The sequence below is a fragment of the Actinoplanes sp. NPDC089786 genome (assembly GCF_040684855.1).
Taxonomy (GTDB): domain Bacteria; phylum Actinomycetota; class Actinomycetes; order Mycobacteriales; family Micromonosporaceae; genus Actinoplanes.
Map to the genome: position 1 here is coordinate 285,979 of NZ_JBFBGU010000009.1, position 12,586 is coordinate 298,564.

Below are 12,586 nucleotides of genomic sequence, written 5' to 3' on the forward strand. Positions count from 1 at the left end.
CGTGACCGCCCTGCAGACCCGCCCGGCGGTGACCCGGCCGGCGAAGGCGCCGCCGGCCCGGCGGCGGCAGAAGTGGACCGGCTGGGGGTTCGCCGCCCCGTTCACCGTGCTGTTCCTGGTGTTCATGGCCCTGCCGGTGCTCGCCTCGCTGGTGATGAGCGTGACCGACCTGCGCGTCACCGACCTGCGCAACCCCCTGGCCGTGAACTTCGTCGGCCTGGACAACTTCGCCCGCCTGTTCTCCGACGACCTGTTCGGCCGGGCGGCGGTCAACACGCTGATCTTCGTGGTGATCGGGGTGCCGCTGAACCTGGTGGTGGCGCTGGCCGCGGCGACCGCCCTGAACTCGGGGCTGATCCGGTTCCGGGCCGCCTTCCGGGTCGGCTTCTACCTGCCGGTGGTCACCTCGATCGTGGCCATCGCGGTGATCTGGCGGTTCCTGCTCGACCCGGACGCCGGCCTGATCGACAACCTGCTGCGCCTGGCCGGCATCCCGGGCCCGGACTGGCTGGGCAGCACCAGCACCGCCCTGCCGTCGCTGATCGTGATGGCGGTCTGGCGCAACTTCGGGTTCCTGATGGTGGTGTTCCTGGCCGGCCTGCAGGGCATTCCCGGCGACCTGTACGAGGCGGCCACCCTGGACGGGGCGTCGCGCCGGCAGCAGTTCCGCCACGTGACCCTGCCGCTGCTGCGCCCGACGCTGCTGTTCGGGGCGGTGGTGACCAGCATCGGGTTCCTGCAGTTGTTCGAGGAGCCATTCGTGATGACCCAGGGCGGCCCGCTCAGCTCCACCCTGTCGGTGTCGTACCACATCTACAACCAGTTCGGGTTCGGCAACTACGGCTACGCCGCCGCGGCCAGCTACGTGCTGTTCATCGCGATCGTGGCGCTGTCGGTGCTGCAGTTCCGGCTGCTCGGCGAAAGGGACTGAGATGGCCGTCATCGCCGCGCCCCGGCCGCAACAGCGGCGGCCGCGGGACCGCGCCGCCAAGATCGTCCTGTACACGGTCCTGGGCCTGGGGCTGCTCGTGGTCGTCGGCCCGTTCCTGTGGATGCTGCTGGCCTCGTTCAAACCCGAGGCCGAGATCCGGCGGGTGCCGCCGACCTGGCTGCCCGACACGTGGACGCTGGACAACTTCCGGGAGCTGTTCACCCGGCTCGACTTCCCGCTCTACTTCTTCAACTCGGCCCTGGTCGCGGTGCTGATCACGGCTGGGAACCTGCTGTTCTGCTCGCTGCTCGGCTACGCCCTGGCCAAGCTGAGCTTCCCGGGCAAGCGGACGCTGTTCCTGGTCGTGCTGGGCATGCTGATGGTGCCCGGCATGGTGCTGTTCGTGCCGCAGTTCGTGCTGGTGTCCAACCTGGGGCTGGCCAACTCGTACGCCGGCCTGGTCCTGCCCCTGCTGGCCGGCCCGTTCGGCGTGTTCCTGATGCGGCAGTTCCTCACCACGATCCCCGACGACCTGATCGAGGCGGCCCGGGTCGACGGGGCCGGCGAGTGGCGGATCTTCTTCCGGATCGTGCTGCCGCTGTGCCGGCCCGCCCTGGCCACGCTGGGCATCCTGACGTTCCTGGCCAGCTGGAACAACTTCCTGTGGCCGCTGGTCGTGGCCACCACGGAGGACAAGTACACGCTGCCGGTCGCGCTCGCGCTCTACAGCGTCGGACAGGACCGCACCTACTTCGGCCTGCTCCTGGCCGGTGCGGTGGTCGTGGTCCTGCCCGTGCTCATCGTGTTCCTGGTCCTGCAGCGGCACTTCCTGCGCGGGATCGCCACCACCGGGCTCAAATAGTGAGAGGTGCACGCACGTGAGACGTCTGCTCGTACCCGTCGTGGCAATGCTGATGATCCTGGGCTCCTCCTCCGCGGCGAGCGCCGCGAAGAGCCCGCTGGAGACCTGGGCCAAGGACACCTGGCGGTCGATGGTCGCGATGACCGACCCGCGCACCGGCCTGGTGTCCGACAACATCACCGGCGACCTGACCGAACCGGCCGCGTACACCTCACCGACCAACATCGGCGGCTACCTGTGGTCGGCGGTGGCGGCCGAGCGGCTGGGCATCATCTCCGGCCGGGAGGCCCGCGCCCGGGTCACCAGGACCCTCGACACCCTGGCCCGGCTGCGGCGCCACCAGCCGTCGGGCATGTTCTACAACTGGTACGACCCGTCCACCGGCGACGTGATCACCACCTGGCCGATCGAGGACCACCACGTGGTGACGCCGTTCCTGTCCAGCGTCGACAACGGCTGGCTGGCCGCGGCGCTGCGGGTGGTCCGCGGGGCGTACCCGACGCTCGCCCCGAAGGCCGACCGGGTGCTGTCGAGGATGAACTTCGGCTTCTACTACAACCCGGCGGCGACCACCCCGATCGGCACACGGGGGCTGATCCGCGGCGGCTTCTGGGACACCGAGCCACCGCCGGCGACCACGTCGTGCTCGGTGCCGCAGAACGGCGTCTGGTTCACCTGCAACCACTACGACATCACCGTGACCGAACCGCGGATGGCCACCTACCTGGGCATCGGCGCCGGGCAGATCCCGGCCAAGGCCTACTACGACACGATGCGCACCCTGCCCGACAGCTGCGACTACTCGTGGCAGGAGATGCAGCCGCGCGGCTTCCACACGACCCACCTGGGCGTGAGCGTGTACGAGGGCTCGTACCGCTACCGCGGCATCACGTTCGTGCCGTCGTGGGGCGGGGACATGTTCGAGGCGCTGATGCCCGACCTGTTCGTGCCCGAGGCGCAGTGGGGCCCCCGCTCGTGGGGACGCAACCACCCCGCCACCGTGGCCGGGCAGATCGAACACGGCCTCAACGACGCCAAGTACGGCTACTGGGGCTTCTCCCCCGCGTCCGACCCGGCCGGCGGCTACGAGGTCTACGGCGTGGACGCGATGGGCATGGACACCGGCGGCTACCCCTCGGACGTGCAGAAGTCCAACTACGACGCCGGGTTCGGCGCCTGCCGCCCGGCCGGACCGGCCCCCGACTACGGCGACGGCGTGGTCACCCCGCACGCCGCTTTCCTCGGCCTGCCGTACGCGCCGCGCCCCGCCGTGGCCAACCTGTCCCGGCTCGCCAAGAACTTCGACGCCTACGGCCCCGGCGGCTTCTACGACGCGGTCAACGTCGGCACCGGTCAGGTCGCCCGGCGCTACCTGTCCCTCGACCAGGCCATGATCATGGGCGCGGTGGGCAACTACCGGGGCGGGAACGTGCTGAAGGAGGCCTTCGTGGATCGGTCGTTCGAGCGGCGGATCCGCCCGCTGCTGGCCGCCGAGGCGTTCAACGTGCCGGCCGGGCAGAAGCTGCCGCAGCTCGGCGGTGGCCGATGACGGTGGCCTCCGCCCAGGAGAGCTGGGCCCGGATGATGGGGTCCGGGGGCGCGCAGGACCGCGCTCCCGGCGAGGCCCGGGTGGCCGACCTGCCCGCACCGGCCGATGTGCGGGCGGTCGCCGGCCGCGAGCAGGTGACGGTGTCGTGGGATCCGGTGCCCGGCGCCATCGGGTACGCGGTCTACCGCGCCGCGTCCGCCGACGGCCCGTTCGAGGTGGCCGACTGGGGCGGCGGCGACGTTCTCGCCGTCCCGCACGGCCCGTTCGCCGACACGTCGTCCCCGGCTCGGTTCTACGCGGTGGCGGCGCTGGCCACGGTCACCGCGCTCGGGCCGCTGTCGTCGCCGGCCGCGGTCGTCGAGGGCGACACGTCGGCCCAGGTCGAGATCAAGATCGCCGATTCCCCGGGTACGCCCACCCACCGCGTGTGGCAGGAGATGGTGGGCTCCGAGCACCTGTCGCACCTGCTGTCGCCGGACCTGACCGGCGGCCGGCCGATCGGGCTCGAGCTGCGCGACGCGCTGGCCCGGGCCCAGGCCGAGCTGGGCCTGCGCACCGTCCGGGCGCACGGCATCCTGTCCGACTCGTTCGACACGGTCGACGCCGTCTACGACCAGGTGCTCGCCCTCGGCTACCGGCCCGTGGTCGAACTCGGCTTCATGCCCCGCGACCTGGCCCGCGACCCGTCGCGGACGGTGTTCGCGTACGAGGGGATCATCTCGCCCCCGGCCGACTGGGACGCCTACGCCGCCCACCTGCGGTCGTTCGTCGACCACCTCGTCGACCGCTACGGCCACGACGAGGTGGCGCGCTGGCGGTTCGAGGTGTGGAACGAGGCCAACCTGTCGGTGTTCTGGTCGGGCACCCCGGCCGAGTACTGGCGCCTCTACGACGTGACATCGGCTGTTCTCAAAGAGAAAGAACGCTCTTTCTCGGTCGGCGGCCCGGCCACCGCGGCCGTGGGCTGGATCGAGGAACAGCGCGCCCGGGACAATGTGGACTTCCTGTCCACCCACGTCTACGGCACCGCGCCCCTCGACCTGCGCCCCCTCGCGGACGGCAAGCCCCTGCTGTGGACCGAATGGGGCGTGACCGCCACCCACGGCCATCCGATCAACGACTCGGTGTTCGCGGCGGCGTTCCTGCTGCGCGGCATGCGGTCGGCGGCCGGCCGGGTCGACGCCCTGGCCCCGTGGGTGATCTCCGACCACTTCGAGGAGCTGGGCCGCCCGGAACGGCTGATGCACGGCGGGTTCGGGCTGCTCACCGTCGGGAACCTGGCCAAGCCCAAGTATTGGGCGCTGCGCCTGCTGGACCGGCTCGGCGACGTCGAGCTGCTGGTGGCCGTGACCGGCGACGGGGCGGGCAGCCTGGTCGAGGCCTGGGCCACCCGATCGGCCGGCGGCATCGCGGCGCTGGTCTGGAACGGGACCCTGGACCAGTCCAAGGCGGGCGGGGCGGCCGGGCTCGACCGTCTCGTGCGCCTGTCCGCCCCCGCCACCGGCGACCAGGTCGTGCGGATCTGGCGGGTGGACGCCCGGCACGGCGACGTGGCCGCCCGCTGGGCCGCCCTGGGCGGCGGCGCCGACTGGCCGGACGACGACCAGTGGCTGGCCCTGTCGGCCGACGACCGCCTCGACGAGGCCGAACCCGCCCGCACGGTCACCGCCGGCCCGGACGGCACGGTCACCGTCGAGCTGGACCTGCCCAACCCCGGCATCGCCCTGGTGGAGATCCACCCGGCCGGTTGACCGGTCAGGCGGGGTGCCAGTTCCGGCGGCGGCCCTGCCGCACCACGATCCCGATCAGGCCGACCAGCACCACCGCGCCCAGCCCGGCCAGCCCGAACACCAGGGCTTTGGCCTGCGACTTCGCCCGGCGCTCCCGCAGCGCCACGGCCGCCGGGTCGTCGCCGGTGTAGGGCGCCGCCGCGGGCGACGGCCGGCTCTCCGGCCCCAGCGTCTCGGTCACCGCCCGATAGGGGTTGAGCAGCCCGAAGCCGTAGTCGTCGCTGTGCCTCCCGCCGGGCGCCGGGTCGGTCGTGGCGACGATCCGCCGCAGCACCTGGTCGGGGGTCAGCTGCGGCTGCCGCTGCAGGATCAGCGCCGCCGTCGCCGACACGAACGGCGCCGCGAAGCTCGTTCCCTCGACCGGGCTGTGCCCGGAACCGGGCCTCGCCGCGGTCACCCCCTTGCCCGCGGCGACCACATCGACGTAGGGGCCGTGCTGGGAGAACGACGCCCGCACCCCGTTCACGTCGACCGCGCCGACCCCGATCACCCCGGAGTACGCCGCCGGGTACGGCGTGGGGTTGGCCTGATCGCCCTGGTTGCCGGCCGCCGCCACGACCACCACACCGTCGGCCACCGCCTGCTGCACCGCCCGCCGCACCAGCGCGTTGTCCTGGGTCATCACCACCGACAGGTTGATGATCCGGGCGTTCCCGCCCGACCGGCTCGCGGCCCAGGAGATCGCCTGCGCGAACTGGGCCGGCGACCCGTCCTGACCGACCTCCTTGCCGTCGATCGTCTCCTTCTCGGTGATCCGCACCGGCACGATCGTCACCCCGGGCGCCAGCCCGTGGAACGGCACACCCTCCAGCTGCCGGGCGGCGATGATGCTGGCCACCGCGGTGCCGTGCCCGACACAGTCCTGCCGCGCGTCCGGGTCACCGTGCAGCAGGTCACGACCGGCCGCGACCCGGCCCTTGAGCTGCGGATGCTTCGCGTCCACCCCGGAATCGATCACCGCCACGCGGACACCGGCGCCGGTCGCCAGCGACGCCAGCCGGGGCAGGTCGTACAGCTGGTCCTCGAACGGGAGCGCCCGGTTCACCTGGCCCGGCGCCGGAACCTGCGAACACTGCGCCGCCCTGGCCTGAGCCGGGACGGGCGTGAACACCACCGCCCAAGCCGCCAGCGCGGCCACCACGCGGCCACCCCGCATCCTCCGAACCCCCCGTTCAACGATCCGGGTGGATGCTACCGGCTCACCGGCCCCTGCGATGTCCGCCACCCTTCCCCCCAGCAGGGTCCATCGATAGGTTGTAGGAACCAACTGCGGCACGTGAGGGAAACCGGTGCAACTCCGGTGCGGTCGCGCCACTGTCAGCCGGGCAACCGGCGAGCCAGGACACTCACGCCACCCGCAGCCTGCTCGATCGGGACGCGTCATCCCGTTAAGGAGTTCAGATGTCACAGCCCACCACCTCGGTGACCACCCCACTGGTCACCCCGAGGCTCCTCTGGATCGCCCTGGCCGTCGTCGCCGGCGCGCTCCTGCTGGCCTACCTGGTCGCCTTCGACCAGGGCGCCATCTCCCGCTCCGGCCTGTACCTGCACGAGCTGATGCACGACGGCCGCCACCTGCTCGGCGTTCCGTGCCACTGACGGCCCACCCGAAGGCGCACGGATTCGGCGCCGTCCTGCTGCGCGGCCTGCTCGCGGGCCTCATCGCCGGCCTGCTGTCCGGCGCGTTCGCCTTCACCTTCGGCGAACCCCAGATCGACGCGGCCATCGCCATCGAGGAGGCGTCGGCCCCGCCCGCCGCCCCCGGCGCGACCGCGGACGAGCCCCTGGTCTCCCGCAACGGGCAGAAAGCCGGCCTGATCCTGGCCACCGGCCTCGCCGGCCTCGCCCTCGGCCTGCTCTTCGCCGTCGCCTACACCGTGCTCCGGCGCCGCCTGCGCACCCCCGACGACACCCGCGCCGCGCTCGGCCTGGCCCTGGCCGCCCTCATCGGCGGCGTCCTCGTGCCCTGGGTGAAATACCCGCCCAGCCCGCCCGCGGTCGGCGACCCGAACACCATCACCCAGCGCACCATCAGCTACCTCGCCATCATCGTCATCGGCCTGGTCGCCGTCTGGGCCTCCGTCGTCGCCTTCCGGTCCCTGCGCGCCGGCGCCCCCGAATGGCGGCGCCTGCTCACCGGCCTCGGCGCGTTCCTGCTGGTCGTGGTCATCGGCTACGCCCTGCTGCCGAACATCGACGAGGTACCCGGAACGTTCCCGGCCAGCCTGCTCTGGAACTTCCGGATCACCTCCCTGGGCACCTCCACCATCCTGTGGACCGCCCTCGGCCTCAGCTTCGGCGCCCTCACCGCCCGCAGCAACCAGGCCCGGCCGGCCGGGAAAACCCCCGCAACCGTGTAACACCCTCAGCGCTGCGCCACGGCAGCCGAACAGGTCTACGTGGCGCAGCAGTGGGCACTGGCCGGCAACATCGTCATCGCATGCGCGTACGCGGCGATCTGCGTGGCGATCCTGGTGCCCCTGACCCGCGCCGGGCAACTACGCACCAACCGCCTCGCCGTCGCCACCAGCGCGATCTTCTTCAGCTGCGCCGTCGGCCACGCCTTCCACGCCGCCATGTACGGGCAGGCCGGCTTCCAGAGCCCCCACCAGGCCGCCACGCACGACCTCGCCGGCTGGAGCCTCTGGCCCACCGCGATCTGGGACGCCCTCACCGCCGTCGTCGGCATCTACTACTGGACCCTGCGCCGCAGCTACGCCGTCCTGCTCGGCGGCACCGGCGCCCTGTTCGTCGACGCCGCCGAGGAACACCGCCGGCACACCATCGAACTACGCGAAAGCGTCGCCGACGCCCGCGCCGACGCCGACGCCGAACGCGACGCCCAGGCCGCCATGCTCGGCGCCATCATCGCCAACAGCCAGTCCCTCATCTACGTCAAGGACCTCACCGGCCACTACCTGCTCGCCAACACCACCTTCGAACAGGCCTTCGACCTCGAACCCGGCGCCGTCATCGGCCACACCGACGACATCATCGACCCCGCCCTCGCCACCACCTGGCGCGCCGCCGACATCCGCGCCCAGCACGGCCCCATCCACCTGGACGAGACCGACAGCCGCGGCCGCCAGTACGAGAGCAACAAATTCCCCCTCCACGACCACCACGGCCAGGTGTACGCCATCTGCGGCGTATCCCTCGACGTCACCGGACTGCGCGAAGCCACCCGCGAAGCCGAACAGGCCCGCGACGACGCCCTCGCCCAGAGCCGCGTCAAGAGCGAATTCCTCGCCACCATGAGCCACGAGATCCGCACCCCCATGAACGGCGTCCTCGGCCTCGCCAGCCTGCTCACGAGCACCGACCTCGACCCCGCCCAGCGCCGCTACGCCACCGGCATCCACACCGCCGGCAACGCCCTGCTCGGCGTCATCAACGACATCCTCGACTTCTCCAAGATCGAAGCCGGGAAGGTCGTCCTCGACCACCACGACTTCGACCTGCACGCCGTCCTCGCCGACACCGCCGCCCTCATCACCCCCGCCGCCGACGACAAGGACCTCACCCTCGTCACCCGCCGCGGCCCCCAGCTACCCGAGACCGTCCGCGGCGACGGCGGCCGCGTCCGCCAGATCCTCATCAACCTCGCCGGCAACGCCGTCAAATTCACCGGCCAGGGCAGCGTCATCATCCGCGCCGACCGCCTGCCCACCCGGCCCGGCGCCGACGCCGTCGTCGTCCGCTTCGAAGTCACCGACACCGGCATCGGCATCCCACCCGACGACGCCGAGCACCTCTTCGAACCCTTCACCCAGGCCGACGCCTCCACCACCCGCACCTACGGCGGCACCGGCCTCGGCCTGGCCATCAGCCGCCAGCTCACCGAAGCCATGGGCGGCGCCATCGGCGTCGACAGCGAACCCGGCCAGGGCAGCACCTTCTGGGTCGAGATCCCCTTCGAACCCGCCACCGGCCGCCCCCTCGACACCGTCGGCGGCAACACCGGCCTGCGCATCCTCCTCGTCGGCACCGGCGGCGACCGGCAAGCCCTGGAGGACGACCTGCGCCGCTGGGGCATGACCGTCGCCACCACCGACACCGCCGCCGACACCCTGCGCGCCCTCCGCGACGCCGCCGCCCACGGCCGCCACTACGACCTGCTGCTGCTCGACGCCGACCCCGGCGACGTCGACACCGCCGGACTCGCCCGCATCGTCACCGACGACGACGCCATCCCCGCCGTACACATCATCGTCCTCAACGAGAACCCACCGGCCGGCCACACCGCCGCCGGCGCACCCACCTACCTGCCCAAACCCGTCCACCGCTCGGCCCTCTACGACCTGCTCGCCCAAAGCATGGCCGCCGTGGTCCCGGTACCCACCGCACCGGCCCGGCGCCCGGCCGCCGTCCAGCCGGCCGGCAAGGGCACGATCCTGCTCGTCGAGGACAACGACATCAACCAGATGGTCGCCACCGGCATCCTGGCCAGCCTCGGCTACGACACCGACGTCGCCGGCGACGGCATCGAAGCCCGCGACATGTCCGCCCGCCGCGACTACGACGCCATCCTGATGGACTGCCGCATGCCCCGCATGGACGGCTTCACCGCCACCGCCGAGATCCGCCGGCGCGAAGCCGGCGCCGCCCGGCACACCCCGATCATCGCCATGACCGCCAGCGCCCTGGTCGCCGACCGCGAACGCTGCCTCGCCGCCGGCATGGACGACTACCTCGCCAAACCCGTCAACCCGGCCGAACTCGACCAGACCCTCGCCCGCTGGGTCGCCGGAACCGCCACCCGCGAAAACATTCCACCGGCTCACGGCGACCCCATCGCCGACCGCCTCGCCGAACTCGCCGGCGGCCGCACCCCACCCGAACTCGCCCTGGTCGAACGACTCGTCACCTCCTTCCGCGCCCGCGCCCCCCGGCACGTCACCGCCCTCGACGAGGCCTACCGCACCGGCGACCTGCGATCCGTCGAGGACCAGGCGCACAGCCTCCGCGGCGCCGCCGGCAACATCGGCGCCGCCGCGGTCAGCGAGGTCTGCGAACGCATCGAGAACGAGGCCCGCGCCGGCCGCCTGCACACCGGCGTCGGCGACGACCTGCGCACGCTCCGCCTCGAACTCGAGCGTGCCGCCGATCACCTCACCATCCCGGCCTGAGCTCTTCCCGTCCGATACCCCCAGGGGGTACCTTCGACGGCATGGAATGGAAGACCGCCGCCCAAGCCACCCTCCACTGCCTCACCGGCTGCGCCATCGGTGAAATCCTCGGCATGGTCATCGGCACCACCCTCGGCCTGCACAACGCCGCCACCGTCGCGCTCTCCATCACCCTGGCCTTCGTCTTCGGCTACGCCCTCACCATGCGAGGCGTCCTCCGCAGCGGACTCACCTTCCGCGCCGCCCTCGGCGTCGCCCTGGCCGCCGACACCGTCTCCATCGCCGTCATGGAACTCGTCGACAACGGCTTCATCCTCGCCGTACCCGGCGCCATGGACGCCGGCCTCACCAGCACCCTGTTCTGGCTCACCCTCGCCGCCTCACTGGCCATCGCGTTCCTGCTCACCACACCCGTCAACCGCTGGTTGATGGCCCGCGGCAAGGGCCACGCCGTCATCCACCAGCACCACCATTGACCCGGTCCCGCCAGCCCAGCCACCGCCGCACCTCGGCCATCCCGAAAACCGGGCCCTCGACCAGCACCACGAACGTCGTCACCCCACGAGCCAGGAAATCAGGACCAACCTCCGACGGATCCCCGCGTACGAACGCCGACCGCTCGATCTCCGCCGGATCCCGCCCGACCTCCGCACAACGGTCATCCACCACCCGCGACGCCCGGGTCAACTCCTCACCGGCGGCGAACGTGTGCCACCGATCCGCGTGCTCGGCCACCACCCGCAACGCCTTCGGCCCGTTCGCCGCCAGCAGCAACGGCACATCGGCCGGCGGGTTCAGCACCCGCAGCCGGCCCCGCACCCGCCGCGCCGCCTCGGCGAGCTGAGCCACCCGCTCCCCCGCCGTCCCGAACTCATAGCCGTACGCCTCGTACTCGAACCGCCGGAACCCCGCACCCAGCCCCAGCACCACCCGGCCGCCGCTGATGTGATCGACCGTGCGGGCCATGTCCGCGAGCAGATCAGGATTCCGGTACGCCACACACGACACCAGCATCCCCAGCTCCACCCGCGACGTCGCCTCGGCCCACGACGCCAGCGTCATCCACCCCTCGAAGTGCTTGCCCGCCCGCTCCTCGGCACGGCCCAGCGGGAAGAAGTGATCCCACCCGAACAGCACGTCCGCACCCAGCTCCTCGGCCGCCAGCGCCGCCCGTCGCACGTCCGCGAAATCCCCCAGGGCCGGTGCCACCTGAACCCCGACCCGTACCCGCCTGCTCTCGGCCATAGCCGTCGACCTTAGGTCCACAAAGGCAAAAGGTGGGTAGCCGTTGATTCCTTTTGTTCTTTGGTTTTAGGGTTGTGTGCGCCGTGGACCGGCGCACACCGTGTAGAGCATCCTAGGATGTTTGGGTCAGGACGGCGCGGCTCCCTTCACCGCGCCGGAGGTGGCACTAGCGTCCGGGTCGATGGAAGAGAACATCCGGCCCTGCGCCCACTGCGGGCGCCCGGTGCAGCAGAGGGCCTCGGCCGGCCGCCCGTTCCGCTACTGCCGCGACAACGACGGCGAATGTCAGCGCGCCTCCCGCAACGTCCGCATGCGGCACCGCGCCTCCCCCGGCCTGGCCGGCGAGGTGGCCCGCACCTGGGAGGCCGTCGACCGCCTGGACCAGCTGGTCGGCACCCTCACCGAGGCCCTGCACGCCGAGATGTCCCCGGCCGGCGTGGAGAGGCAGATCGCCGAGGTACGCGCGGAGACCTCACGCCAGGTCGCCGCCGCCCACACCGACCGCGACGAGGCCCGGCGCGAGGCCGACCAGGCCACCTCCGCCGCGACGGTGGCCCACCAGCGCGCCGAGGCCGCCGAGGCCGACCGGGACGAGGCCCGCCGCCTCACCGCCCTGGCCGACGCCGCCGCGGCCGAGGCCCGATCCGAGGCCGACCGGGCCGCCACCGAGGCCCTTCAGGCACGGGCCGAGGCCGACCACGCCACCTCGCAGGCCGGCCTGGCCCGGTCCGAGGCCGCGGCCGCCGCCGAGCAGATCCGCCGGCTCCAGACCGACCTCGACGAGTCCCGCCACGCCCACGCCGCCGCCCAGCGCGAAGCCGCCGCCGCCCACGCCGCCGCCGAGACCGCAGCGTCGAAGGCCGAGACCGCCGTCGCCCGGGCCGAAGCCGCCCGCACCGAGGCCGACGCGGCCCGGGCCGACCTGGACGAGTCCCGCCGCGCCCTGGAGACCGCCCGCGCCGACCTGGCCGAGCTCCGCGCCGCCGCCAACGCCGAACTCACCGACCTGCGCCAGGCCGCCGCGGCCGCGCTCGCCGAGGCCCGCCAGGGTGACTATCCGGTGTATTGAGTCACGGACAT

The 12,586-nt window shown here is 72.3% G+C and carries 11 protein-coding genes and 1 riboswitch; of the genes, 9 read left to right on the top strand and 2 right to left on the bottom strand.

What is annotated here, in order from left to right; translation table 11 throughout:
* The first annotated feature begins 1 nt into the window (after nucleotide 1).
* The 4 genes from AB0O15_RS26095 to AB0O15_RS26110 are packed head-to-tail and all read left to right on the top strand — an operon-like array spanning nucleotide 2 to nucleotide 5,093.
* The gene (locus AB0O15_RS26095; RefSeq protein WP_364323240.1) at nucleotides 2-931 is read left to right on the top strand and encodes a sugar ABC transporter permease; all 930 of its coding nucleotides are present in this window, start codon (nucleotides 2-4) and stop codon (nucleotides 929-931) included.
* Between the two features lies 1 nt (nucleotide 932).
* The gene (locus tag AB0O15_RS26100; protein WP_364323242.1) at nucleotides 933-1,793 is read left to right on the top strand and encodes a carbohydrate ABC transporter permease; all 861 of its coding nucleotides are present in this window, start codon (nucleotides 933-935) and stop codon (nucleotides 1,791-1,793) included.
* A 16-nt stretch (nucleotides 1,794-1,809) separates the two neighbouring features.
* A complete protein-coding gene (locus AB0O15_RS26105) occupies nucleotides 1,810-3,342 on the top strand; it encodes a glucoamylase family protein (protein WP_364323244.1) in 1,533 nt (510 codons plus the stop codon).
* Entirely contained in the window at nucleotides 3,339-5,093 is a 1,755-nt protein-coding gene (locus AB0O15_RS26110; RefSeq protein WP_364323246.1) for a xylan 1,4-beta-xylosidase, read from the top strand. The genes AB0O15_RS26105 and AB0O15_RS26110 overlap by 4 nt, the downstream gene beginning before the upstream one ends.
* A gap of 4 nt (nucleotides 5,094-5,097) precedes the next feature.
* On the opposite strand, the gene mycP is transcribed toward AB0O15_RS26110, so the two are convergent.
* Nucleotides 5,098-6,288, bottom strand: a complete 1,191-nt coding sequence (mycP, locus tag AB0O15_RS26115; RefSeq protein ID WP_364323248.1) for a type VII secretion-associated serine protease mycosin — start codon at nucleotides 6,286-6,288, stop codon at nucleotides 5,098-5,100.
* Nucleotides 6,289-6,413: 125 nt separating this feature from the next.
* Nucleotides 6,414-6,478, top strand: a riboswitch (cobalamin riboswitch).
* 55 nt (nucleotides 6,479-6,533) lie between these two features.
* Here mycP and AB0O15_RS26120 point away from each other — a divergent pair.
* From AB0O15_RS26120 to AB0O15_RS26135, 4 genes are read left to right on the top strand one after another with little or no spacing between them, the layout of a single operon-like run.
* Entirely contained in the window at nucleotides 6,534-6,731 is a 198-nt protein-coding gene (locus AB0O15_RS26120) for a CbtB domain-containing protein (RefSeq protein ID WP_364323250.1), read from the top strand.
* Nucleotides 6,722-7,492: a CbtA family protein gene (locus tag AB0O15_RS26125; RefSeq protein WP_364323252.1), complete on the top strand. Its 771-nt coding sequence runs from the start codon at nucleotides 6,722-6,724 to the stop codon at nucleotides 7,490-7,492. Before AB0O15_RS26120 ends, AB0O15_RS26125 begins: the two co-directional genes overlap by 10 nt.
* Nucleotides 7,493-7,531: 39 nt before the next feature.
* Nucleotides 7,532-10,261: a response regulator gene (locus AB0O15_RS26130; protein WP_364323254.1), complete on the top strand. Its 2,730-nt coding sequence runs from the start codon at nucleotides 7,532-7,534 to the stop codon at nucleotides 10,259-10,261.
* A gap of 41 nt (nucleotides 10,262-10,302) precedes the next feature.
* Nucleotides 10,303-10,737, top strand: coding sequence for a DUF4396 domain-containing protein (locus tag AB0O15_RS26135; protein ID WP_364323256.1), 435 nt, complete (start codon nucleotides 10,303-10,305; stop codon nucleotides 10,735-10,737).
* Here AB0O15_RS26135 and AB0O15_RS26140 read toward each other — a convergent pair.
* Complete coding sequence (locus tag AB0O15_RS26140) at nucleotides 10,715-11,506, bottom strand: LLM class F420-dependent oxidoreductase (protein WP_364323257.1); 792 nt, start codon at nucleotides 11,504-11,506, stop codon at nucleotides 10,715-10,717. The genes AB0O15_RS26135 and AB0O15_RS26140 overlap by 23 nt on opposite strands.
* Nucleotides 11,507-11,687: 181 nt before the next feature.
* Here AB0O15_RS26140 and AB0O15_RS26145 point away from each other — a divergent pair, with 181 nt between their 5' ends.
* Entirely contained in the window at nucleotides 11,688-12,575 is an 888-nt protein-coding gene (locus tag AB0O15_RS26145; protein ID WP_364323259.1) for a serine/threonine protein kinase, read from the top strand.
* Nucleotides 12,576-12,586 lie beyond the last annotated feature (11 nt).